Here is a 24931-nt window from a genome sequence, read left to right as displayed (position 1 = left end):
ATCGTTTCTACATCTGTAAAAAAGCATCCGATTGATTTCTTTAAACTTAAAAACTGCCATCGGCGCCCTTTCACATTCCAATATTACAATTATTATGCCTATTTCTCCAACAAATGGCAGATAAATTTTATTTAACCTGCCTTTTTTTCCTATTCTAGAAAATAGATTTGTAATTTTGCTCACTTTTAGCAATTGGCACTTCCCTTGCAATATAGGGGAAACAATAATAGAAGCTTAAAATTTGAAAGTCAGCCGTCAACATGTCAGCGACTGCCAAATACACAAAATAAATACTATGAGCAAATTCGAAACTTTTGATTTCAGTCAAGCAATTCCAATCGTTGCAGAGGATACCGAATTCTTCCCCTTACTTACACAAGAGGATGAAGATAATATGGCGAATGCTGAAATTCCAGAAGCATTGTCTATTTTGCCTTTGCGTAATACCGTATTATTTCCCGGTGTTGTCATTCCGATTACCGTAGGTCGAGATAAATCCATCAAACTGGTCAAAGAAGCCTATAAAGGCAGCAAAACCATCGGTGTTGTTTCTCAAAAGGACATGACTGTAGAGGACCCAGGGTTTGAAGAACTAAATAAAGTGGGCACCGTAGCTCATATCATTAAAGTCCTCCAAATGCCTGATGGTAATACCACCGTCATCATCCAGGGAAAACAACGGTTCAACTTGTTGGAAATTGTCGATACTGAGCCTTATTTAAAGGCACGTGTGGAGAAATTCAATGAAGCGAAGCCGAAGATGACCAAGCACTTTAAAGCGACAATTTCTACCTTAAAAGAAATGGCGCTGCAGATCATCCAACTTTCGCCAAACTTACCTAGTGAAGCTGGTATCGCGATTAAAAATATTGAAAGCCCTTCGTTTCTGATCAACTTTATTTCGTCGAATATCAATGTCGAAATGGTCAGAAAACAGGAACTACTTCAAATACCTAAAGTAGAGAATCGTGCCAAACTTTTATTGGAGCTCCTGACAACAGAAATCCAGATGCTGGAACTAAAGCACCAGATCCAGAATAAAGTACGTGTCGACCTTGACAAGCAACAACGTGATTATTTCTTGAACCAACAGCTCAAAACAATCCAGGAAGAGCTGGGTGGAAACACCCCCGATCTTGAGCTGGAAGAGCTTAAAAAACGGGGTAAGAAAAAGAAATGGAATGTTGATGTCGAAAAACATTTCACAAAAGAACTCGAAAAGCTATCGCGTATCAATCCTGCGGCTGCTGATTATTCGGTACAGCTCAATTACCTTGAGCTACTACTTGATCTACCCTGGAATGAAACAACAAAAGACAATTTTGATTTAAACAAAGCACAAAAAGTGCTCGATAAAGATCATTATGGGCTTGAGAAAGTAAAAAAACGTATCATTGAATACCTTGCGGTATTGAAATTAAAAAATGATATGAAAGCACCTATTCTTTGTTTAGTAGGCCCTCCGGGAGTCGGTAAGACTTCTTTGGGAAGATCTATTGCCAAAGCATTGGGGCGTAAATATACCCGTATGGCCTTGGGTGGTGTGCGCGATGAAGCAGAAATCAGAGGACACCGCAAAACTTATATCGGCGCAATGCCGGGCCGTATCATCCAGTCCCTGAAAAAAGCAGGAGCAGCAAATCCGGTTTTTATTTTGGACGAAATCGATAAAATGAGTGCGGATTTCAAAGGAGATCCTTCGTCGGCATTATTGGAGGTATTAGATCCGGAACAAAACACACATTTCTATGATCACTATGTCGAAATGGAGTTTGACCTTTCCAAAGTGATGTTTATTGCGACGGCCAATTCCTTGAGCGCTATTCAACCTGCGTTATTGGATCGGATGGAAATTATCGAAGTGAATGGTTATACCATCGAGGAGAAAATCGAAATCGCGAAAAAACACCTTTTGCCAAAACAACGCGAAATGCATGGAATGGCGGCCAAAGATGTCTCGTTAAAGGCTAAGATCATCGAACAGATTATCGAGGATTACACACGTGAATCTGGTGTGCGTGGATTAGAAAAAAAGATCGGCTCTGTGGTACGTGGTATTGCAACACGCATTGTCATGGAAAAGGATTACAGTCCGAGCATCAACGAACAGGATCTGCTCGATATCCTAGGTGCTCCAATATTTGATAAGGACATCTACGAAAATAACAATGTTGCCGGTGTCGTAACGGGCTTAGCCTGGACTTCTGTCGGCGGCGATATCTTATTTATAGAATCTTCGCTGAGCCCAGGAAAAGGACGTTTGAGCCTGACAGGTAATTTGGGTGATGTCATGAAAGAATCTGCGTCGATAGCACTAGCCTACCTGAAAGCCCATGCTTCGGATTTCGGCATTAACTACCGCGTTTTCGACCATTGGGATATCCATATCCACGTTCCTGCGGGTGCCATTCCAAAAGATGGTCCTTCAGCTGGTATAACCATGCTCACAGCACTGACATCGCTATTTACCCAACGTAAAGTGAAGGAAAAATTAGCCATGACAGGTGAAATTACATTACGTGGAAAAGTATTGCCTGTTGGCGGTATTAAGGAGAAAATCCTTGCCGCAAAACGTGCGAACATCAAAGATATTATCCTTTGTAAATCCAATGAAAAAGACATCTTGGAAATCAAGGAAGATTATATCAAAGACATGCAATTCCACTATGTGACTGAAATGTCGCAGGTGATCAAACTCGCGCTATTGGAAGAAAAAGTAACTGGTGCCATCGATCTGGCTCAAGATATAGAAAATACAAAAAAAGAGAATTAACAGATACCTGAAAGGTTTTGAATAGAAAGGGGCTATTCAAAATTTGGACTGCCCCCAAAAGATTGGACAAATTTAGTTAATTAGATTTGTAATAATGAGCTCGATATTCTGTCGGGCTCATTCCATTTAAATTTAGTTTTATCCGTTGATTATTGTAATAGGANNTGGACTGCCCCCAAAAGATTGGACAAATTTAGTTAATTAGATTTGTAATAATGAGCTCGATATTCTGTCGGGCTCATTCCATTTAAATTTAGTTTTATCCGTTGATTATTGTAATAGGAGATATAATCTTCTATTTCGCTCACAGAACCTTATCAGCTATTCTTAAACGGTTTGAGCTGACTTTTCAAACAATTCTTTGTTGGAGCCAAGCTTCTTTTATCATAGCTTTTGATTGCAGAAATCATCGTTTAGAACCTAACTTTTCATGTAGGAGCTCCTCGTCCAAACTATCTTCATATTTTGAAATCACCAGCGTTGCCGCTGAATTTCCGATCAAATTGGTTATCGCCCTTGCTTCACTCATAAAACGATCCACACCAAAGATCAAAGCGACAGATTCTACCGGTACATGGCCTACTACAGGCAAAGTCGCAGCAAGGGTAACGAAACCGCTTCCTGTTACGCCTGCAGCACCTTTGGAGGTCAATAGCAATACCAACAATAAGGTAATTTCCTGCTCCAGGCTGAGATGCATATTGAGGGCCTGCGAAATAAAGACCGCTGCCATAGTCAGATAGATACTTGTCCCATCGAGATTGAAAGAATAGCCCGTGGGGATAACTAAGCCCACAACAGGTTTGGCACAGCCCGCATCTTCCATCTTCTGCATAATCCCCGGCAAAGCCGACTCAGAAGAGGAAGTCCCCAAAACGATTAAAATCTCTTCTTTGATATATTTTAAAAACTTAAAAACATTCACCTTGAGATAAAAATACAATACGGCCCCAATCACGATGATCACGAAGATAAAACAGGTCAGGTAGAAGCTCAACATCAGCATACCGAGTTTAGATAAGGCCTGGATTCCAAACTTACCGATCGTAAAACCCATTGCTCCCATTGCCCCGATTGGAGCCAGGTACATGATCATTTTGATAATGGAGAAGAGAACCTTCAGAAAAGATTGCAATACATTGAGCACAGGCTCGGAAGCTTTCTGCCCTATTTTTGTCATACCGATCCCAAATAGCACTGCAAAAACGAGCACCTGCAACATATTGTCAGACGCTACCGCAGCAATCACATTACCTGGAATGATCCCGATGATAAAATCCATAAAACTATGTGGCTCTTTGGATTCTGAAATATAATGGGATACCGAAGATACATCAAGACTCGCTGGATCGGCGTTCATCCCGGTACCCGGCTGTATCCAATTAACAAAGACCAGACCGATAATCAGGGCAATCGTTGTCATGATCTCGAAATAGATAATGGAAGTTAAACCGATTTTCCCCACTTTTTTCGTATCCTGCATTCCCGCTATCCCGATCACAATGGAGCTAAAAATCAATGGCGCAATAACCATCTTGATCAGTTTAATAAAAGCATCTCCTAATGGTTTTAGCTTAACAGCAAAATCGGGGTAATAGATACCACAGATGATCCCCACAAGTATACCCACGATGACTTGAAAATAGAGGCTCTTAAAAATATGCTTCATGATAGATTTATTTACGGACAGCAATTCCCTTGCTTTAATCGGTTTTTTAATTTAGGATATTGAAATTAATTGGTACGAATATAAAAAAAAAGGGATGCATAAATGCATCCCTTCCTATTATAATTTTGAACTTAGCTGCTGAAATATGCTCTTACATTCTTTCCTTCAATCCAGTTCATATAAGCTTTATTGACAACCTTGTTTCCACCAGGTGTTGGGTAATCACCGGAGAAATACCAATCACCCTTATGGTCTGGACAAGCTTTGTGTAAATTATCCAAAGTTTGGTAAATTACTTCAAGCTCTGCTTTCAGGTGGTGAGGTCTTACGATACGAGCAATTTCTTCCGAAATCTCTTCATCAGTAAAAGGTGCATAGATCGCTTTGACATAATTATCGATATCATTAACGTCCTGAGTCATTGATAATACACATTTTTGATAAACTTCATCGATAATATGTGCCATACCACGTTGTTTTAGGAGATTAATTGCGGCTTCGAATGCGACAAATTCACCCATACGTGACATATCGATACCATAACAATCTGGGTAACGAATCTGAGGCGCAGATGAAACAATCACGATTTTTTTAGGATTCAAACGATCCAGGATCGTTAAAATACTTTGTTTCAATGTTGTTCCCCTTACAATCGAGTCATCAATGGCAACAATCGTATCTTCGTGATCTTTTACAATACCGTAAGTTGTATCGTATACGTGCTGTACCATGTCTGTACGGTCCGCATCTTGCGTAATGAACGTACGCAGTTTAGCGTCCTTCACGTTGAGTTTTTCAAAACGAGGTTTAATACTCAAGATTTCATCCAATTCTTCATCAGAAATTTTTTCTGAACGATTCAATAAAGTATCTTTTTGAAAATCCCGAACGTAGGCATTGATACCATCCATTAGGCCATAGTAAGATACTTCAGCTGTATTTGGAATAAACGAGAATACGGTATTTTTGATGTTATTTTTAACAGATTCCAATACCTGAGGTACCAGTAATCTTCCTAATTCTTTACGTTCTTGATAGATATCAGCATCTGATCCACGTGAGAAGTAAATCCGTTCGAAAGAACAAGAACGTTGTTCTACGGGCTGTCTAAACATCTCTTGGGATACTGTACCATCTTTTTTAGCGATCAGGGCATGGCCTGGTTTAATTTCCTTCACAGCACCAATAGGAATATTGAATGCAGTTTGGATGACCGGTCTTTCCGATGCTACAACCAGGATTTCCTCATCCTGATAATAAAACGCCGGACGGATACCAGCTGGGTCGCGCATAACAAAAGCATCACCATGACCAAAGATACCTGCGATGGTGTAACCGCCATCCCAAGTTTTGGCCGAACGCTTCAATATTTTGGTAACATCAATATTTTTAGCAATCAGCGAGCTGATCTCAATATTAGAATGACCTTCTTTTTTGAATTGATCGAAAAGATCCTGGTTCTCATCATCTAAGAAATGGCCAATTTTTTCCAAAACGGTTACGGTATCTGCTTTTTCCTTTGGATGTTGTCCCAACTCATATAATTGTTGCAACAATTCATCCACATTGGTCATGTTGAAGTTACCCGCTACCACCAAATTACGAGACATCCAATTGTTTTGTCTTAAAAATGGGTGACAGCTTTCGATACTGTTCTTTCCATGCGTTCCATAGCGCAAATGTCCTAAAAGTACTTCTCCCGTAAAACTTACGTTATCTTTTAACCATTGCGTATCTTTTGACTCTTCTGGAAATGCTTTCTGAACAGAAGCAAATTTTTTCTGTACATATTCGAATATGTCTGCCACAGCAGTTGAACCCATTGCTCTGTAACGCGAAATGTAACGATTTCCAGGTTTAACATCAAATTTAATGGTTGCAATTCCAGCCCCGTCTTGTCCACGGTTGTGCTGTTTTTCCATTAATAGGTACAATTTGTTGATGCCATAAAATGGCGTACCATATTTTTCCTGATAATAAGATAAGGGTTTTAACAGGCGAATTAGTGCGATTCCGCACTCGTGTTTAATAGCGTCGCTCATATCTTGATTTGATGTCGCAAAAGTACAAATTATTTAGCACTTACCGACCCCTCCCTTCACTTTTTCAGCAATAAAATTACAGTGAATAGACAGATGCTCTTTGGGATAGCTCCTTAAGACCTATTGGGCGATAAAAACAGGGACTTTCACCGCATGCCGTAGCTTGTTAACTGTCTCACCAAAAACAAAATCCTTCACACCGCTGTGCCCATGGCTTCCAACGACCAATAGATCGGCGCCGTATTTTTCACATACTTCTGCAATACTCTTGATCCGGTTATTGTATCCAAGTTCATATTCAGTTTGATGTCCTTGCGACAATAAAAAATCAGCATACAATTTCAGCCGTTCCAAATCCTGACGCGATTCATAATCATCCGTCGAATCCCCGGTATATTTCACCGATGCACTCTCAACAATATGTACAACGACAAAGGTCGTGTCGTCATGCGACAACTGTAAAGCATATTGGATTACTTTCTGATCTGAATTTGAGAAATCCAACGCAATCACAACTTTCTTAAAAGAGCCCTTATGTTCAAAATGCAATGCCTCAAATGGTGGGTGAACCTCCAGCTCCGTTGGTTTCGATTTGAGTAAAATGGGGTATAATACGGTCATCATCAATAAGGCAAACAAACCCACAGCGCCCATCACCAATAATACCGTTACCACAATATTATCAGCTTCACCAATCCAGCCGACCACTTCGTCGTAGACCAATTTAAAATTCAGAACAGCGATAATGGCCGCGATCAGCCAGGCCACAATTTTTGTTAGCGGTTTAATGGCAAAAATACCCATCTTGACTTTATCGCTCACAAAATGGATCAACGGAATGACGGCAAAAGCGAGCTGCATACTCAAGATCACCTGACTAAAGATCAGCAGCTGTCCAACGCGACCTTCGCCCGAAATAAGAATCACCAATACAGCCGGGATAATCGCCAAAAGCCGGGTTATAATCCTTCGCAAAGTCGGACTAATCCGCAATCGAAGGTATCCCTCCATCACAATCTGACCGGCTAGGGTTCCCGTCACCGTTGAGCTCTGCCCGGCAAGAATCAAGGCAACAGCAAATAATTTTGAGGCCCATTCCGTTCCAAGAAGATTGCCCAGTAGGTGGTAAGCATCTTCAAGTTCGGCTACGTCATGCATACCGTTTTTGTGAAAAACAGAGGCTGCAAGAATCAATATCGCGGCATTTACCAAAAAGGCCAGGTTCAAGGCAATGGCACTATCCCAAAAGTTATACTTGAGCGATTTTCGAATAGAAACCTCATTCCGGTCAATCTTCCGTGTCTGTACAAGAGCCGAGTGCAAATATAGATTATGCGGCATGACGGTCGCGCCTATAATGCCTATGGCAATATATAGTGCGGCACTATTCGGGATACTGGGTATAAATCCAGTGGCCACCTCGGCAAAATCCGGTTTCGCCAAAAACATTTCTACCATGAAACACATGCCGATAAGCGCAATCAGGCCAATGATAAAAAGTTCCATTTTCCGCATCCCTAGCTTCTGAAGATAGAGCAATAAGAAAGTATCTGCAAAACTGATCATTACCCCCCAGAGCAGATCAATGCCGAAAAGGAGGTTAAGACCGATTGCCATACCCAAAACCTCCGCCAGGTCGCAGGCTGCAATTGCAATTTCAGCAAGTACATAGAGCACAAAATTCATCCGTTTAGGATAGGTTTCCCTGTTACACTGCGCAAGGTCTTTACCGCGTACAATACCTAAACGGGCACATAGATTCTGTAGTACTAGCGCCATGATATTACTCATCAACAGCACCCAAATCAGGGTATAGCCAAATTGGCTTCCTCCAGCAAGATCGGTAGCCCAGTTACCTGGATCCATATACCCCACACTAATGAGATAAGCCGGACCAAAGAAACTAAGTATCTTCTTAAATTTGGATTTCCCTTGATTGACATCTACACTTTCATGGATATCAGATAGGGATTTATGATGAGATTCGTCGTAATGCATAAAGTACTATAAGTGCAATATCGTCTATTGTCGGCCTTAAAGATAAAAAGCTTTACATTATTAGGCAATTAAACCGCGATATTATTAGAATTTAAATGCCAGCTGGCCAGAATTTTCCTTTGATTGGTTGCCAAATTGGATGAAATCGATGATCTCGTACTGCCCTAAATCAGGTTTAAACTGCCGCACATGAACGCCCTTGCACATAAAGCTCAGGTCGACAGACCGCAACTGTTCTTTTGCAATTTCAAGCTGTTCTGGTTCCAGACGTCGTCCAATCGAAATATGGGGTTCGTCGCTAATCTCGATCAAATCAAACTCCGCTAAAGTTTGAACAACCTTTCGCGCCCGGTCCTTGAGATAACTCCGGGCATGTACAGTCGGTGCAATATAGTACGCACCACCGGCGAATGATGAAAAATGATCAAAATAAACATACTGACTCCGCTCATAGACCAAAGTCTCCTGCAAAGCCTCAATAGCCATTGTCAGTTTACTCCCATCTGCTTCAAAAGCACATATCGTTACATGGGCTTTGGAATTGCAACTGGGATACCAGCCTTTGTTTTTGTCGGGAAACAGTTCGGCTAACGATGCACGTAGTCGCCGTTTTAAGCCATCTACCAAGACAATACCAGCTTCATCAGGCTGAAAAACAAACGAATATTTATTGACACTACCCTCCATAACAAAAATCAGTTTCCGATCAGTAGGTAAGATAACAAATACCATGGAGATAACAAAACCAAAACCCAGCAGCAAGCTAATGAGACACTACCACCCGATGCCATAGTCCTCCCCATTGTTGCTGCTGCCACCCCAAAGTGTATGGTGCTGCTGGTCGAAATAAATAGCATTGATAGGTCCACTGGTACGATCACCGAGCTGTATGCTATACCCCATTTTCTTTAATTGTTCAATAATTGCTGGTGCCGTATTTTTATCCAATAGAAGGCTACCTGAGCGCGGTTTTCGATCATCGGTCTTCGTTCCTCCCAGCGATAGCCAAAGCTGGTTACTGTTGATATTGGCCGCCTCGCTGGCTTGTTGTGGCGTCATACCAAACTCGACCATATTCAAGAAAAACTGCAATAGGTTTTGATCCTGTGTATCTCCTCCCTGCACAGCAAAAGAAAGGTAAGGTTTTCCGTTTTTCAAAGCCATCGAAGGCGTAAGCGTTACACGCGGTCTTTTCCCCGGCTCGACCACATTGAACGGGTTAATCAACGAATCTAAGACAAAACTCTGCAAACGTTGGCTCATGCCCACCCCGGTATTCCCGGCGATACAGGCAGGGAGCCAACCACCACTCGGTGTGATCGAAACAACCCAACCTTCTTCATCCGCAGCTTCAACGCTTGTGGTTCCCCGCAATAAACGGTCGACATAAGCACTATCCACCGTTAAAGATGCCAAAAGAGCTGTTTTTGGCAATTCCGTTAGCGACGAACTTGAGCGTGCGTCATGTTTAGGAACAAAATCATTTTTCAGCTCCGTATGTGGCGTAAACTCTTTCTTACGCTGCTCCAGTAACGAAAGATACGGATTCTGCTTACCTTCGTAGGGATAAGGGTCTCCGGGAAGTACATTTGGGTTATTTTGCTTAAGATCAATGGTTGCGGCCCTCGCCTTGGCATAGGACTCATGTAAAAGACCTTGAATAGGTGTCTTAGGTTTACCGTAAGGATCACCGTAATAAAAATCCCGATCGGCAAAGGCCAAGTTCATAACTTGATAGAGTGTATGGATATAGGGAGCCGAATTATAACCCATTGCCTTTAGATCGAAGTTTTTCAGCAACTGCAAACTCTGCAGCATGGCCGGTCCCTGTGTCCATTCTTGTAATTTATACACATCTATGCCCTTATAATTGACATGCAATGGTTCCTCCTCAATAGGTTTCCAATTGGCTAGGTCTGCTTTCGTGATTAAGCCTCCTTGCTCCTTACTGCCACGGACAAATTCATCTGCAATATCGCCGGTGTAAAATCGATCATAAGCAGCCATGATTGCAGCCTTTCGATCTTTACCCGCTGCAAGAGCCTGCTTTTCGGCTTCTATCAATTTGGATAGGGTCTTATGCAGATCCTGCTGTACAAAAACCTCTCCGGCTTCGGGAGCTTCCCAGGATTTACCATCATGTACTAAAAACACCTTTTTACTGTATGGCCATTCTTTAATGCGCTCTTTGCCACGTTCAATACTCGTTGCAGTTTGCGCATCAATCGGGTACCCTGCAGCCATTTCAAGAGCAGGAGCTAATACTTCTGCTAGACTTTTCGTTCCATAATGAGCCAACATATAGCACAAACCGCCGGGTGTACCCGGTGTGACAGCAGCAAGGGGACCATATTCTGGTGGAAATTCGTAGCCCTTTGATCTAAAAAAATCGACTGTCGCTCCACTGGGTGCTACCCCCAAGGCATTTATCGCAATGACCTTCTTTAGTTTCGGATGATAAATTAAGGCCTGCGTCTCTCCGCCCCAACTCAGTACATCCCACATCGTACAGGTTGCTGCGAGCATTGCACAAGCAGCGTCCACCGCATTTCCCCCTTGTTGGAATAGCTGGGCACCCGCTGTTGCCGCCAAGGGTTTGCCCGTAATAGCCATCCAATGTTTTCCATGTAAAGGTGGTTTCTGTGTACGCTGAGCGGAACTCATCATCGGCGTACAGGTAGTGAGCAATCCAAACAGCGTCATCAGTAGCAAGGGGGATCTTCTTTTCATAGCAGCAATCTTTCGTTAAGCAATCTTTCGTTAAGCAATGGTTTTAGTAAAACCAAGATAGGTATTTTTAAAACAAACAAAAAACTCCCATCAACCGAGATTGATAGGAGTTTTTAAAATCTTATTTGCTATTGGTTTACCAATAAATAGAATATAATGCTGTAACCAATAGCGCTACGATCAATGCAATGACCAAAAACGCCCGGTGTGGTTTAAACATCGTGGTATCAACTTCCAATCCAGCTGGCACGACACCGCGCTTATTGTCGACTATACTGATGAGAATCATACCGATAATACAGATGATGAAGACGAATCCCATTCTATCCAAAAATGGAATTTCGTAGACTCCTGTTGTTGGATTTGGAACGGAGAAACCTGTCGATGACAAGAATGACAGATCGACCCAATCCGGCAATTTCTTGAAGATGATGGAGAAAATAAAACCACCAATTGTTGCAAACAAAGCTGCATTTGAAGTTGCTTTCTTCCAGAAGAATCCTAAAATGAACATCGCAAAAATACCTGGAGATACAAAACCCGTATATTCTTGAATATATTGGAATCCACCTTTTTTATCAATACCCAAATGTGGAGCAATCAGCACACCCAAAATCATGGCAACCACAACAGTTAGCTTGCCGATATTGACCAATTTCTTGTCCGATGCTTCTGTATTGAATACTTTTTTATAAATATCCAAGGAGAAGATTGTAGCGATACTGTTTGCTTTACCTGCCAAAGAAGCGACCACTGCAGCTGTTAGTGCTGCAAAAGACAAGCCTTTTAAACCTGCTGGCAATAAATTCAACAAAACTGGATAAGCGTGGTCAGGGTTTACCTCACCATGTTGCATCATTTCATTTTGGAACAAGCCATCTTTCCACATTACATAGGCTGCAATACCCGGCAACACAACAATGATAGGCATTAATAACTTCAGAAATGCTGCAAACAAGATACCGTTTCTCGCGGTTTTCAAATCTGCTCCAAGCGCGCGTTGCGTGATGTATTGATTACACCCCCAGTAATTCAAATTAACGATCCACATACCGCCAATCAACACAGTTAACCCCGGTAAATCGAGATAGTTCTCATTTTTACGATCCAAAATCATATGGAAGTGGTCGGAAGCTTTTTCGGTCATCAAGTGATAGCCTTCCAATACTCCTGAGCCACCATAGTGCTCTGAAACGAGATTCAAGGCTAGGTAAGTGGTAGCCAAACCACCCAATACCAAAAAGAAAACCTGAATAATATCCGTATAACCGATTACTTTCATTCCTCCCAATGTAATGATCACAGCAAAAATCGCAATGGCATACATACAGGCATCCAGACTGATACCGGAAATACTACTTACCGCAATGGCTCCCAAATAGAGGATGGATGTCAAATTAACGACAACATACAACAATAACCAGAAAACGGCCATGATCATCGCAACAGTCCCATTATATCGTTTATGGAGAAACTGTGGCATCGTAAAGATCTTGTTCTTTAAGTATACCGGGATAAAAAATACCGCAACGACAATCAGTGTAATGGCAGCCATCCACTCGTAAGTCGCAATAGCCAATCCCATCTTAAATCCGGAACCGCTCATACCGATAAATTGCTCGGCCGAAATATTGGACGCAATAAGTGAAGCTCCGATAGCCCACCAAGTCAATGACCCCTCAGCCAAAAAATAGTCTTTGGAACCTACAGATTCAGATTTTTTGCGATAATACACCCATAATCCGTAACCTGCTACAATAACAAAGTATACCAGGAAAACGATGTAATCTTTTGTGCTTAAATAATTATTCATGTATTGGTAATTGGTTTAATTTGATCGCCTAATATAGAAATATTTTTAGAACTATATATATCTATTGACCAAATTTTCTAAATACTCCTGTTTACCACTAATCGTTTTCGGCTCACCTAATTCCACTGCTAAATCCCTTAAGTTCTCCAGGGTCAATGTCCGTTCTTCAAATGACGCACCATGGCCTGTATCAAAAGAAGCATAACGATCGGCCCGTATTTTTTTGTAATCCGAGTCTTGCAAGATACGATCTGCCGTAATAAGCGCGCGCGCAAAAAGATCCATACCACCGATATGTGCATAAAACAAATCTTCAGGATCTGTCGAGTTCCGACGGATTTTGGCATCAAAATTCACACCTCCACCTTGGAATCCACCACCTTCTAAAATAATCAACATGGCTTCGGTCAATTCATTGATATCATTCGGAAATTGATCTGTATCCCATCCATTTTGATAATCACCGCGGTTAGCATCAATGGAGCCCAATTTACCTGCATCTACAGCAACCTGTAGCTCATGCTGGAACGTATGTCCGGCCAATGTCGCATGGTTTACCTCTAAATTTAATTTAAAATCTTCCAAAAGATTATACTGGCGCAGGAAGCCCAGCACGGTAGCCGCATCATAATCGTATTGATGTTTTGTAGGCTCACATGGTTTCGGCTCTATAAAGAAAGTTCCTTTAAAACCATTTTTGCGGGCATAATCCTTGGCCATGTGTAAAAACTGGGCAAGATGTTCCTGCTCACGCTTCATATTGGTATTTAAAAGGCTCATATACCCCTCTCTACCACCCCAGAACACATAATTTTCACCACCAAGAGCAATCGTTGCGTCCAAGGCTGCCTTGACCTGTGCGCCACCATGTGCAAGAACATGAAAATCTGGATTAGTTGCTGCTCCATTCATGTAGCGTTTATGGCTAAAAAGATTGGCTGTTCCCCAAAGCAATTTTATACCGCTTTCCTGTTGTTTTTCCTTCGCATAATCAACGATAGTCGACAGACGTTTTTCATTTTCAACCACATTATCCGAATAATCAACTAAGTCCACATCATGGAAGCAATAGTAGGGTATATTTATTTTACTGATAAATTCGAATGCCGCATCCATTTTATCTTTTGCCCTTGTGATTACATCGTTGCTTTCATCCCATGGAAATTGATGTGTCGGTCCGCCAAATGGATCAGATCCGTTACCATTGAAAGAATGCCAGTACGAACAGGCAAATTTAAAGTACTCTTCCATGGTTTTGCCGCCAACAATTTGTTTTGGATTATAATAACGGAAAGCCAATGGATTTGTACTGTCCTTTCCTTCAAATTGAATTTGGCCAACGCCTTTAAAAAATTCTTTTTTCCCTTTGATAATATTCATCTTATTTACTATTTATTTGTTTGTTTAATAATTCCTTCCATTGCTGATAATGCTCCTCATATTGCGCTACAAATTGAGGTTCCACTGTATACACAGGTTTCAAAGACCGAAAAGCTTCTTTAAAATCTGCATAATACCCACTTCCTATACCTGCTCCAAGAGCGGCTCCAATACTGCCATCATGATTAAAGATTTCAACTGGAACGTCAGTGGCTCCCACAAATGACTCCCTGAAAACAGCGCTCAAGAATAAATTTGCATAACCTGCACGAATCATATTTGGATACAGATTGTTTTCGCGCATGATATCCAAACCATAGCGAAAAGCATATGCAATCCCTTCCTGTATAGCACGCAGTATATCGCTTGTCTCATGCCTATTCAAATCTATCGCTGAAATTGAAGCTCCAACCGTTTGATTATTGAGCATCCGCTCGGCACCGTTGCCAAATGGGATAACCTGCAATCCTTTGCTACCGATAGGAGATGCGCCAGCCTGGGCGTTAATCTGTTCGTAAGACAAATCGCGTCCCAACAAACGTCTACCCCAGCTATTCATAATGCCTGTTCCATTGATACAGAGCAGTACACCTGTACGGATATCATTCTCCTGATAATTCACATGAGCAAATGTATTTACACGCGATTCGCGGTCGGCGATCAGCTTGTCGCTGACGCCATAGATCACCCCGGAAGTACCTGCGGTCGCAGCAACTTCACCAGGTTGAAGGACATTCAGCGAAAGTGCATTGTTAGGCTGGTCGCCGGCTTTATAATTGATGGTCACTGTACCAGAAAGCCCAAGTTCTTCAGCAACAGCGGCTTTAATTTGACCATGCGTTGAAAACACAGGTAAGATCTCAGGAATAAGATGATCATCAAAGCCATAATAATCCATAATCGTACGCGACAATACATTATCCTTGAAATCCCAGAATATCCCCTCAGATAGGGCTGAAATGGAAGTCGTCACCTGCCCCGAAAGTTTCATGGCGATGAAATCCCCCGGCAACATGATCTTATCTATTTTTTCATAAATTTCCGGCTCGTTTGCTTTTACCCAGGCCAACTTTGACGCTGTGAAATTACCCGGGGAATTCAGATGATGACTCAGATTAAAAGACCTTCCGATTTCTTCAAAAGCGATATTTCCCAATTCAACAGCCCTGCTGTCGCACCAGATAATGGCATTTCGCAACACATGCTGATCTTTATCGACCACAACTAAGCCGTGCATCTGGTATGCAATGCCAATGGCCGAAATTGCTTTGGGGTCATACAGGCCCAGCCCGTTTGCCTTCAACAGAGCCTGTTTAAAGTAGTCCCACCAATCGAGCGGGTTCTGTTCTGCCCAATTGGGCTCCAAAGTAATTATGGGAGCTTCTACATCCGGATATTGCACCGAGCAAACCTTACGTTGTGAAGATGCCTCGACAATCGAAACTTTTACAGAAGAAGTACCTACGTCTATACCTAATAAATACATGGTAATCAATTCAAATTGGTTATAAAAAACAACATCGGCTCAATATTGCAACCGGTTGCATAAAAGTAGGGTATGTTTCTGAATTATCAAAATATTAAATAAAATTATTTACTTTGGAGCGTGAATAAAAAAACGACAATTTATGATATAGCCCGTGCGCTTGGAGTGACAGTCTCTACCGTATCGCGCGCATTGAATAATGTGCCTACGATCAGCGAGGCGACACGAAAGCTGGTGCTCGACAAAGCAAAGGAATTGAATTACAGCGTCAATAAGTTGGCCTCTTCTCTTTCCTCGGGCAAGTCCAATACCATCGGTGTCATTGTTCCTACCATGCAAATTCATTTTTTTGCAGAAGCCGTACATAGCATTGAAAAAGAGTTAAAAAAACACAACTACAGCCTATTGCTTTATCAATCGAATGAATCGTTTGAAGATGAAGTCAATGGCGTGAAGACCTTACTTGAAGCTCAGGTAGACGGCATCATTGCTTCGTTGTCGCTGGAGACGCAAGAAACCCAGCATTTTCAGGAAGTGATCAATCAGCGCAAATGCCTGGTTATTTTTGACCGTACCCATAAAGATATTCCTGCTCCTGTGGTCAAACTTGACGATTTTAAAGCAGGCTACCTTGCCACACAACATCTGCTCGAACAGGGTTATAAAAACATTGCCTTTATCACAACGGACAAAGAAATCGCTATTTTCCAGGATCGTTTCCATGGTTTCGAAGCGGCCTTAAAAGATGCGCAGATTTCCCCACGGAAAGACTTTATCATTCGCGGCGACTTATCTATTGAAGCCGGCATCAAAGGAACCGAACAGATTTTAAAATCTGCGATCCAACCGGACGCCTTTATTGGTGGTGATGACTTTACAGCTGTCGGGATTATACAGGCCTTAAAAACTGCAAATATTGCCATTCCAGCGACAGGAGTGATCGGTTTTGCAAACCAGACCTTTTCTTCCTTTATCAGCCCTACACTATCAAGTATTGATCAACAGGCCAACAAAATGGGGGAAGAATGTGCAAAACTCTTTCTGAAAATGGTCAAACAAAAAAATCCGTACGATGCCATCGAACAGATTGTTCTTGATCCCATATTGATAAAAAGAAAATCTACCAATAGAATAGACAAATAATCAGTACCTTTGCCTAAATTTGTTTAAATGCAAGCCCGGCAGAAATTTAGGATAATAAGCATCTGCTTATTATTCGTCATTCAGGCCCTTTTTTTAGTGGCCATCTTTGTAGAAAATACACATTCTTATATTGTATTGGCTTTTATTGGCCTATTGTCCTTACTGATCTTATACAGTTACCTCAGGTCGCCCATTCATCATCACAGGCATGAATATGAATCGATCAAAATTGCCCTTTGGGTACCTGTAGGAGCGATTGCATCCTACTATTTCAATCAGGTCTTCGGCTTGGGTCCTGTATTGGGCGCTGCGCTGACAGGTACCATAGCCTCTTTCATTCCAAATATCAACAAAAATTCGACTTATCTGCCCCACCTTCCAGCAGCAATTTATTGCGGCGCATTTGTAGGAATGTCCAATGCGCAAGTGGCTCATGGGTTCTCTTTTATTTTAGCAGCGAGTATTTTTACAGCGATCTTTCTGATTGTATCGAAAAGTTTATTAAATGGTGTCGGCGGTAAACTAGGCACATTGGCCTTTCTTGGTGTTTCACTGACTTACCTCCTTTTATATATTTTTAAGTAATATGGAAACATTCATTTTATACCTAGTTGGCATCATCGGGAGCACGGCGACATACTATGTCAACACCAAGTTTCACCAAGGGGCAGTGCGTTCATCGGCATTGCTGACCTTACTTGTTGCAGGTTTTCTACATTTCTTCCCACAAAGTGTTTCTCCTCATCTCGCACAGTACATTCCCCCTATTTTTATAGGCGCGTCATTTATAGGCATGGTTTCCAAAAACCAGTTATCAACCTATTTTGGTTTGGCTCTAGCTGGCGCTATTTTCACGACAATACTGCTCAATACCAGTAAATTTTTTACTGGTTATGGCGGAGCCCTCGGCACTTCCGCCTGCATCGCGCTGTTGGTCGTACTGAGCATTCCTTATTTTAAATCACCACGGAAAATGACCGTTGGATTTCTTCAGCTCCGCAAAACAATCTTAAAAAAACAGGGAAAAATTTCAAAAAGACGAGTAGATTTGTTTAAATAAAAAGCATAACCACATGAAACCTTTATTTCTGGTCTTTATTATCCAAACCTTCTTATTGAGCCAGCTGAGTGCTCAACAAGCAAAAATCAACATCGTAAATCAAGAACGCAACAGCAGCTACAGAGGCCTAAGTGTAGTCGATGATACAACTGTATGGGTAAGCGGAAGCAATGGTACCGTCGGGCTCAGCACCGATGCTGGAAAAAACTGGCAGTGGGTAAATCCAATTGGCTACGAAAAAACAGATTTTAGGGATATCGAAGCATTTGATGAGAACGAAGCCTTAATTATTTCGGCAGGTTCCCCGGCCATCATCTTAAGTACCCATGACGGCGGTCGAAGCTGGAAAGAAGTATTCATAGATAAGCGGCCCGAAATATTTTATGACGGTTTTGCTTTTACACCAAAAGGGATCGGTATTGCCTTTGGCGACGCCATTCAGGGGAAAATGCCACTATTAAAAAGCATCGATTTCGGAAGGTCCTGGAAAGATATATCCGCGAATATGCACTTTACAATTACCGAAGGAGAGGCCGGTTTTGCGGCCAGTGGAACCTCCATCTACTGCGATAATAAAGGGACATACTGGATTGCCACCGGTGGAACAGCAGCCAATATCTACAGCAGCAAAGATCAGGGGGACACATGGCAACGTTACAGCTGCCCCATCATTCAGGGGAAAAATAGCACCGGTCCTTTTTCCGTTGCATTTTACTCGTCGAAAACTGGTATTGTAGTCGGTGGCGATTACAAAGAGGATAAAAACAAAGACAAAAATAGCCTGTTAACCAACGATGGCGGTAAAACATGGTTTGCGCCAGAAACAGCTCCCGATGGCTTTAAGTCGGCCGTTATTTACCTTTCAAAAAAACAGCTGATCAGCACGGGAACCTCGGGTACAGACCTCTCTAATGACGGCGGAAAAAACTGGACGCCTATCGGAAAGGAAAGCTTCAATGCCGTACAAAAGGCAAAAAAAGGCCAAGCGATATTTTTAGTGGGTGATAAAGGAAAAATAGCGAATTTAGCATTATAAGCTAAATTCGCTATTTTTTGCACCTCTACACGCTATTTCTTACAACAACGGCGCACTATTTTTTGCAACACTGGAGCTAGGTTTCGCAGTGCAAAAAAACTGATATTTACTCACTTATAAACAACTACTTGCGCGACAAACGCGATTCTTCCAAATCCAGGGAATACTCGATCTCTTTAATAACATCACTGTCAAAGGCCTTGCTTTCCTTGATCTTGTACAGGCCGTCACGACGTAGCGCCAAAAGTTCCAACATAATTTTATTATAGAGCCCCCTTACTGCAGAAAGCTGCGCACGTGTATCCTCCTCTTTCGCTCGTTCGGATGCATTTACACTCCGGATGATCTGCTCTTTAACACGGGCAATTGTCTCATGCTCCAGCATTTCCTTTGCGTAATGTTTATCCAGATACGCAATAGATTCTTTACCAAGACGTACCCGAATCTCATCGATTTGCTCCTCCATTGAAGCTTGCTCATCGACCTCTTCAATTTTTATCAATTTAATCAACAAAGGCAATGTAAGCCCCTGAAAAACAAGCGTCACTAAAATCACCACAAATGTAATGAACAAAATCAGATTTCGGTGTGGGAAGGCCGTTCCATCATATAAAGTCAATGGTATTGCCAATGCTGATGCCAAAGAAACCACTCCGCGCATACCGGCCCAACCAACGACCAGGGGTAATTTCCACCCTGGACTCTTTTCCTTGATGCGGACCCGTTTGAATAATATCCTGGGAACAAAAGCCGAAAGATAAACGGCGATTAATCGCAAAACAATAACAATTACACAAATCGCCAATGCATAATCAATAGCTTCCTCCATGGAGTATTCCCCCAAACCATTGATGATCACCGGGAGTTCAAGTCCAATGAGGATAAAGACAAATCCATTTAAGAGAAAACCCACTGTCGCCCACACTTCTTTGGTTTGGATCCGTGTATGATAGTTGAGGTAATCCCCTGCCCGGAAGGAAAGAAACAATCCGCCACTAACCACGGCCAAGACCCCCGACCACTCAAAATGCTCCGCAACAATATACATCAGGTAAGGTGCAATAAGGGTTATGGGTGTTGAAATACTCGACGACTTAGCAACATAACGTAGGAATATATAGAGGATGTGACCGATGACCAGACCAACGACAACACCCATGACCGATAACATCAGAAACTGCGTCGTCGCATTGCTCATCACAAACTGGCCAGTAAGAATCGCAATGGATGCAAATCTAAATACCGTCAATGAGGCTGCATCATTCACCAGGCTTTCCCCTTCCAATATCGCAATTCCACGTTTAGGAATACTTACCCCTTTCAGGACAGAACTAGCAGCCACGGCATCTGGAGGAGAGATAATCCCACCCAGTAAAAAGCCCAGCGCCAAGGTAAATCCCGGAATAATACTGACCGAAAAGTAGGCAATCGCCAGCGATGTGAAGAAGACCAAACCAAAGCCCATGATAAAAATAGACCGTCGCCACTTTAGAAAATTCCCCCAATTGGTATACCAGGCTGCTTCAAAAAGTAAGGGTGGCAAAAATACCATAAACACGATATCAGGATCAACACTTATGACAGGTGCCCCGGGGATCAACGAGATCACAAGTCCGCCAACAACCAACAGAATGGGGTAAGAGATCTTGAGGCGTTGACTCAGCACAAATAACATGGCCATAAAGAAAAACAGCACCATCACCAATAACAGGTTACTGTGAATTTTCTGACCTGCCTTTCCACCTACGGCCGCTTTCACATCCGCATAAGGTGCCGACATGGACATGCTGTATTGACGAAGCTTCCATTCATTGTCCTGCTTACTTAATACGCCCACGCCACGAAAGGACTTGGTATTGATCTTAAACGTTTCATCAAACCAGGCCGTCGTGCTATCGGCATTAAAGCTGATATGCCGCTTGTCATAGGTGTAAGTCCAGGCATTTTTGGGATTGAAATATTGATCGCTGAACTTCTCTGCATGGGCTTTATCCCACCTTTCATCATGATCAGTACCCAAAATAACTCCATCTGAAGCAATAACATTCAAAAATGGACCATACTTTACCTCACCCGAAGTTTTGTGCCAACGATCCAGTAGCCCATTGATTTCGTCCATAGGCTGCTGGGCACTTGTCGGAAAGACAAATAAAATTAAACTAAGAAAACAATACGTACCTAAAATGATCTTTCTAATCATACATTATAAAACTTCGTAATAGCTAAGACAATCCTCTTCCGATGAGATCAGTCTTAAAACAAAAAGCTGCATAGGCAGCTTTTTATCTTTATTTAATTATTTCTTCAATTTCGCGGATAATCTTCTGCGCGATCTGCTCAGCAGCTTCAGGCGTAGGTCCCTCCGAGTAAATCCGAATAATCGGTTCGGTATTCGATTTACGTAAATGAACCCATTCATTTTCAAAGTCTATTTTCAATCCATCGATTGTTGAATGGTCTTCATTTTTATATTTTTCCTCCATTTTGGCCAATAAGTTGTCAATGTCCAATTCCGGAGTCAGTGTAATCTTGTTTTTTGACATAAAGTACTGCGGTAAAGAGGCGCGGTATTCGGAGGCTTTTTTACCAAGTTTAGCCAGATGTGTCAAGAAGATCGCTACCCCTACCAGTGCATCACGGCCATAGTGAGATGCAGGATAGATAACACCGCCATTTCCTTCTCCGCCAATTACCGCATCCACTTCCTTCATCTTTGTAACCACGTTGACTTCACCAACAGCAGCGGCATAATATTCGCCACCATGTGCTTTAGTCACATCACGCAGTGCGCGTGTAGAAGATAAATTAGAAACTGTATTTCCTTTTTTATGCTGCAATAAATAATCTGCTACTGCCACTAAGGTATATTCTTCACCAAATAGCTCACCATCCTCCATCATAAAGACCAATCGATCTACATCTGGATCTACAGCAATCCCTAAATCAGCTTTGTTTTCAATAACCGCAGCTGATAGATCTGTCAAATTCTCTTTTAATGGTTCGGGATTATGCGGAAACTGACCATTCGGCTCACAATGGATTTTATAGATTGTCTGCACACCAAGCGCATCCAATAAGGCAGGTATAAATGTACCACCTGTACTGTTTACGGCATCCAAAGCAACTTTAAAATTAGCGGCTTTAATAGCTTCCTTATCAACATATTCCAACGCTAATACAGCGTCTACATGTTTCTGTAAATATGAATAGTCTTTATGAACCTGTCCTAATGCTTCAACTTCGGAAAAATCAAAGTCTAAGGATTCACCAAGGGCCAATACCTCTTGCCCTTCGGCATCTGAAATAAATTCGCCCTTTGCATTCAGTAACTTTAGCGCATTCCATTGACCTGGATTGTGTGAAGCAGTCAAAATAATACCACCAGCAGCTTTTTCCATAGGTACAGCGATCTCTACCGTTGGCGTTGTTGAAAGACCTAAATCAACCACATCAACACCGATGCTTTGCAAGGTACCAATCACCAAATTACTTACCATCTCACCAGAAACACGCGCATCTCTTCCAACAACAATTTTTTTGATACCACTCTGCTTAACAATTATTTTGCCATAAGCAGCTGTAAACTTAACGATATCTATTGGGGTAAGTGCCTCTCCAGCACGCCCGCCTATCGTACCTCGTATTCCTGATATTGATTTAATTAAAGTCATTTCTTTTGAATTGATTAACGTGTAAATTTAGCACAATGGCAATAAAATATCGAATTAAAATTATAATTAATAAATATTTAACGTATATTTGTTGCAACAAAGTTGTTTTTAAAAGAAACAACCGTTTGCAATGAAATTATTTTTACTTTTGAAAAGTGAGTTTTTAAAGTTTGGGAATTTCATTGTCATCAGCAACATTTATGATTCAACAATTAGTACACATCGATCAAGAGATTTTTCTGGCCATTAATCAGGGCTTGAGTAACCCCGTGTTTGATTGGTTATTGCCTATACTACGCAATCCATATACCTGGGCACCCTTGTATTTATTTCTGATCATATTTTTCATAAAGACCTATGGAAAAACGGGAATTCTAATTGTTGCCATGACCTTGGTTACCTTCGGAATTTCCGATGGTATATCATCTCATTTGATCAAAAAGACTGTAAAAAGGATTAGACCATGTAACGACGTGGAGTTTAAAGAAAATGTCAACATCCGGGTGCGGTGTGGCTCTGGCTTTAGCTTTACCTCCTCTCATGCGGCCAATCATTTTTCTCTTGCTTTTTTCTGGATTGTACTTTTCCGGAGAAGATGGAAACATGCGCTTTGGCTTTGTATTACCTGGGCAACGCTAATTTCAGTCTCCCAAATTTATGTTGGTGTCCATTACCCGTTTGATGTCCTCTGTGGTTCAGCCTTAGGTATCCTGGTTGGATTGGCAACAGGCTACTTATTCAAACGGTTTGTGCCTAGCTTTTTTAAAACTGAACACGTATAATGAATTCAATTTTATTGATTTTAATTTTATTCATACCTGCATTTGCAAGTGGAATTGCTGTATTTTTTGTACAAAAGAAAGGAACCAGTTTCCTTAAACTCATCCTTTCTTTCAGTGGAGCCTATTTATTCTCTATTACAGTACTGCACCTCATTCCGCATGTCTATCAGTCTAACAATACTTCACCTGAGGTATTGGGTATTTATGTGCTTGCTGGATTTCTTTTCCAGCTCTTTCTTGAACAGTTCTCCCAAGGGATCGAGCATGGCCATATCCATACCGACAATGATCATGACCACCACAATCATCGTTTTCCAATAGGTATTATGTTCAGTCTATGTCTTCATGCTTTCCTTGAGGGCATGCCGCTTGCAGCAACACATCAGACTGAACTTGCACTAGGCATATCCATCCACCACATTCCGGCGGCATTTGCATTGGGAAGTATTCTAATAAGCACGCATTTAAAGAAAAACACCATCCTCATTACACTAGCTCTATTTGCGGCAATGACGCCTTTTGGTTTTTTGCTGAGCAAAGCCATCAGTGCAGGTGAAGTAGGCAATATCCAGCAATATTTTGATAAAATCATGGCCGTGGTTATTGGTATCTTCTTGCACATATCGACAACGATACTTTTTGAATCGGGCTCAATTGACCATCATAAATTCAATAAAAAGAAAATGATTGCTGTGATAGCCGGTGTTGCTATTGCACTCGGAAGTTTCTTATTTGTCGGAGAACATGATCATGGGCACGATCAGCATCAACAACCGCATGATCATGAACATCATGACCATGCGCATTAATTTCTTTAGCCGCGAAGTTTATCCAACAGTGCACTTAAAGTCATTGCCTCTTCTTCGCTGATTCGATCGGGTAAAAGATCCTTCATCAGCATATCCTCATCTAAACTCTTAAGAATCTCGAGGCCCTTCTCAGTGATAACCAAATCCACTGCCCTTTTATCACCACCCGATTGACAACGTGAAACCAATTCTTTGGAAACCATGCGATCAATCATACGCGAAATATCCGGTGTAGTGCTCAACATTCTTGATTTAATCAGATTATTGGTTGCAGGCTTGGGAAATTGGCCCCTCAATATGCGCAAGACATTAAACTGTTTCAAAGTGATTCCTTCTTTGGCAGCACGCTGTTCAAGCTCATTGTTAATCCAATTGTACGTGTATAGAATATTTACCGTACAACGATGCCATTCATTGCTGAATTTACTTACTTTGATTTCGTCCTCAATCTTCATTCTGGTTGATAATTAATCGTTCTGAATAGTAAAGATAGCTGTTTTTTACTAAATACATAACTATGACATTAGAATCATTCTAAA

At 41.7% G+C, this 24931-nt stretch carries 20 protein-coding genes; 7 read left to right on the top strand and 13 right to left on the bottom strand.

Features of this window, described 5'->3' with window-relative positions; translation table 11 throughout:
• The first annotated feature begins 295 nt into the window (after window positions 1–295).
• Entirely contained in the window at window positions 296–2773 is a 2478-nt protein-coding gene (gene lon / locus B4N43_RS13765) for an endopeptidase La (protein WP_070563678.1), read from the top strand.
• A gap of 76 nt (window positions 2774–2849) precedes the next feature.
• Here the strand turns inward: lon and B4N43_RS25525 are convergent, their stop codons facing one another.
• From B4N43_RS25525 to B4N43_RS13725, 10 genes are all read right to left on the bottom strand, one after another.
• Window positions 2850–2957: an IS3 family transposase gene (locus tag B4N43_RS25525; protein ID WP_414711909.1), complete on the bottom strand. Its 108-nt coding sequence runs from the start codon at window positions 2955–2957 to the stop codon at window positions 2850–2852.
• A gap of 13 nt (window positions 2958–2970) precedes the next feature.
• Complete coding sequence (locus B4N43_RS25520; RefSeq protein ID WP_083295844.1) at window positions 2971–3081, bottom strand: IS3 family transposase; 111 nt, start codon at window positions 3079–3081, stop codon at window positions 2971–2973.
• Window positions 3082–3179: 98 nt separating this feature from the next.
• The gene (dctA, locus tag B4N43_RS13760) at window positions 3180–4442 is read right to left on the bottom strand and encodes a C4-dicarboxylate transporter DctA (RefSeq protein ID WP_145329722.1); all 1263 of its coding nucleotides are present in this window, start codon (window positions 4440–4442) and stop codon (window positions 3180–3182) included.
• A gap of 131 nt (window positions 4443–4573) precedes the next feature.
• Window positions 4574–6484 carry a class II glutamine amidotransferase gene (locus B4N43_RS13755; RefSeq protein ID WP_088162625.1) on the bottom strand — a complete coding sequence of 637 codons (1911 nt, stop codon included), beginning with the start codon at window positions 6482–6484 and terminating at the stop codon, window positions 4574–4576.
• Between the two features lie 120 nt (window positions 6485–6604).
• The gene (locus tag B4N43_RS13750; RefSeq protein WP_286735337.1) at window positions 6605–8482 is read right to left on the bottom strand and encodes an Nramp family divalent metal transporter; all 1878 of its coding nucleotides are present in this window, start codon (window positions 8480–8482) and stop codon (window positions 6605–6607) included.
• An 84-nt stretch (window positions 8483–8566) separates the two neighbouring features.
• The gene (locus B4N43_RS13745; protein WP_075993905.1) at window positions 8567–9214 is read right to left on the bottom strand and encodes a 2'-5' RNA ligase family protein; all 648 of its coding nucleotides are present in this window, start codon (window positions 9212–9214) and stop codon (window positions 8567–8569) included.
• 42 nt (window positions 9215–9256) lie between these two features.
• On the bottom strand, window positions 9257–11212 hold the full coding sequence (locus B4N43_RS13740) for a gamma-glutamyltransferase family protein (protein ID WP_286735336.1): 1956 nt from the start codon (window positions 11210–11212) through the stop codon (window positions 9257–9259).
• A 136-nt stretch (window positions 11213–11348) separates the two neighbouring features.
• Window positions 11349–13025: a sodium/sugar symporter gene (locus B4N43_RS13735; protein WP_088162628.1), complete on the bottom strand. Its 1677-nt coding sequence runs from the start codon at window positions 13023–13025 to the stop codon at window positions 11349–11351.
• Between the two features lie 51 nt (window positions 13026–13076).
• Window positions 13077–14405 (bottom strand): xylose isomerase, encoded by a 1329-nt coding sequence (xylA, locus tag B4N43_RS13730; protein WP_075993907.1) that lies wholly within the window; start codon window positions 14403–14405, stop codon window positions 13077–13079.
• A gap of 1 nt (window position 14406) precedes the next feature.
• Window positions 14407–15891, bottom strand: coding sequence for a xylulokinase (locus B4N43_RS13725; protein ID WP_201638736.1), 1485 nt, complete (start codon window positions 15889–15891; stop codon window positions 14407–14409).
• Between the two features lie 120 nt (window positions 15892–16011).
• Here B4N43_RS13725 and B4N43_RS13720 point away from each other — a divergent pair, with 120 nt between their 5' ends.
• From B4N43_RS13720 to B4N43_RS13705, 4 genes are all read left to right on the top strand, one after another.
• Window positions 16012–17034 (top strand): LacI family DNA-binding transcriptional regulator, encoded by a 1023-nt coding sequence (locus tag B4N43_RS13720; RefSeq protein WP_286735335.1) that lies wholly within the window; start codon window positions 16012–16014, stop codon window positions 17032–17034.
• 96 nt (window positions 17035–17130) lie between these two features.
• Window positions 17131–17619 (top strand): hypothetical protein, encoded by a 489-nt coding sequence (locus tag B4N43_RS13715; RefSeq protein WP_286735334.1) that lies wholly within the window; start codon window positions 17131–17133, stop codon window positions 17617–17619.
• A 1-nt stretch (window position 17620) separates the two neighbouring features.
• Window positions 17621–18094: a hypothetical protein gene (locus tag B4N43_RS13710; protein WP_286735333.1), complete on the top strand. Its 474-nt coding sequence runs from the start codon at window positions 17621–17623 to the stop codon at window positions 18092–18094.
• 13 nt (window positions 18095–18107) lie between these two features.
• Window positions 18108–19130, top strand: a complete 1023-nt coding sequence (locus B4N43_RS13705) for a WD40/YVTN/BNR-like repeat-containing protein (RefSeq protein WP_075993911.1) — start codon at window positions 18108–18110, stop codon at window positions 19128–19130.
• A gap of 124 nt (window positions 19131–19254) precedes the next feature.
• On the opposite strand, the gene B4N43_RS13700 is transcribed toward B4N43_RS13705, so the two are convergent.
• Together B4N43_RS13700 and glmM are read right to left on the bottom strand one after the other, a co-directional pair.
• The gene (locus B4N43_RS13700; protein WP_145329712.1) at window positions 19255–21330 is read right to left on the bottom strand and encodes a Na+/H+ antiporter; all 2076 of its coding nucleotides are present in this window, start codon (window positions 21328–21330) and stop codon (window positions 19255–19257) included.
• An 88-nt stretch (window positions 21331–21418) separates the two neighbouring features.
• Window positions 21419–22801 (bottom strand): phosphoglucosamine mutase, encoded by a 1383-nt coding sequence (gene glmM, locus B4N43_RS13695; RefSeq protein ID WP_120336231.1) that lies wholly within the window; start codon window positions 22799–22801, stop codon window positions 21419–21421.
• A 200-nt stretch (window positions 22802–23001) separates the two neighbouring features.
• On the opposite strand from glmM, the gene B4N43_RS13690 reads away from it, so the two are divergent.
• Both B4N43_RS13690 and B4N43_RS13685 read left to right on the top strand, forming a co-directional pair.
• Window positions 23002–23583 (top strand): phosphatase PAP2 family protein, encoded by a 582-nt coding sequence (locus B4N43_RS13690; protein WP_120336230.1) that lies wholly within the window; start codon window positions 23002–23004, stop codon window positions 23581–23583.
• Entirely contained in the window at window positions 23583–24392 is an 810-nt protein-coding gene (locus B4N43_RS13685; protein ID WP_075993914.1) for a ZIP family metal transporter, read from the top strand. Before B4N43_RS13690 ends, B4N43_RS13685 begins: the two co-directional genes overlap by 1 nt.
• 5 nt (window positions 24393–24397) lie before the next feature.
• On the opposite strand, the gene B4N43_RS13680 is transcribed toward B4N43_RS13685, so the two are convergent.
• Window positions 24398–24847, bottom strand: a complete 450-nt coding sequence (locus tag B4N43_RS13680) for a MarR family winged helix-turn-helix transcriptional regulator (protein ID WP_286735332.1) — start codon at window positions 24845–24847, stop codon at window positions 24398–24400.
• Window positions 24848–24931 lie beyond the last annotated feature (84 nt).

It is taken from the genome of Sphingobacterium sp. UBA1897 (assembly GCF_002337775.1).
GTDB classification, from domain to species: Bacteria; Bacteroidota; Bacteroidia; order Sphingobacteriales; family Sphingobacteriaceae; genus Sphingobacterium; species Sphingobacterium siyangense.
The sequence above is the reverse complement of the archived record's forward strand: the minus strand, read 5'-3'. Positions and strand labels throughout refer to the sequence as shown.

Coding starts and splice junctions, on each gene's coding strand:
- lon (WP_070563678.1), top strand. CDS start 296: ATGAGCAAATTCGAAACTTTTGATTTCAGTCAAGCAATTCCAATCGTT.
- dctA (WP_145329722.1), bottom strand. CDS start 4,442: ATGAAGCATATTTTTAAGAGCCTCTATTTTCAAGTCATCGTGGGTATA.
- B4N43_RS13755 (WP_088162625.1), bottom strand. CDS start 6,484: ATGAGCGACGCTATTAAACACGAGTGCGGAATCGCACTAATTCGCCTG.
- B4N43_RS13750 (WP_286735337.1), bottom strand. CDS start 8,482: ATGCATTACGACGAATCTCATCATAAATCCCTATCTGATATCCATGAA.
- B4N43_RS13745 (WP_075993905.1), bottom strand. CDS start 9,214: ATGGTATTTGTTATCTTACCTACTGATCGGAAACTGATTTTTGTTATG.
- B4N43_RS13740 (WP_286735336.1), bottom strand. CDS start 11,212: ATGAAAAGAAGATCCCCCTTGCTACTGATGACGCTGTTTGGATTGCTC.
- B4N43_RS13735 (WP_088162628.1), bottom strand. CDS start 13,025: ATGAATAATTATTTAAGCACAAAAGATTACATCGTTTTCCTGGTATAC.
- xylA (WP_075993907.1), bottom strand. CDS start 14,405: ATGAATATTATCAAAGGGAAAAAAGAATTTTTTAAAGGCGTTGGCCAA.
- B4N43_RS13725 (WP_201638736.1), bottom strand. CDS start 15,891: ATGTATTTATTAGGTATAGACGTAGGTACTTCTTCTGTAAAAGTTTCG.
- B4N43_RS13710 (WP_286735333.1), top strand. CDS start 17,621: ATGGAAACATTCATTTTATACCTAGTTGGCATCATCGGGAGCACGGCG.
- B4N43_RS13705 (WP_075993911.1), top strand. CDS start 18,108: ATGAAACCTTTATTTCTGGTCTTTATTATCCAAACCTTCTTATTGAGC.
- B4N43_RS13700 (WP_145329712.1), bottom strand. CDS start 21,330: ATGATTAGAAAGATCATTTTAGGTACGTATTGTTTTCTTAGTTTAATT.
- glmM (WP_120336231.1), bottom strand. CDS start 22,801: ATGACTTTAATTAAATCAATATCAGGAATACGAGGTACGATAGGCGGG.
- B4N43_RS13690 (WP_120336230.1), top strand. CDS start 23,002: ATGATTCAACAATTAGTACACATCGATCAAGAGATTTTTCTGGCCATT.
- B4N43_RS13685 (WP_075993914.1), top strand. CDS start 23,583: ATGAATTCAATTTTATTGATTTTAATTTTATTCATACCTGCATTTGCA.
- B4N43_RS13680 (WP_286735332.1), bottom strand. CDS start 24,847: ATGAAGATTGAGGACGAAATCAAAGTAAGTAAATTCAGCAATGAATGG.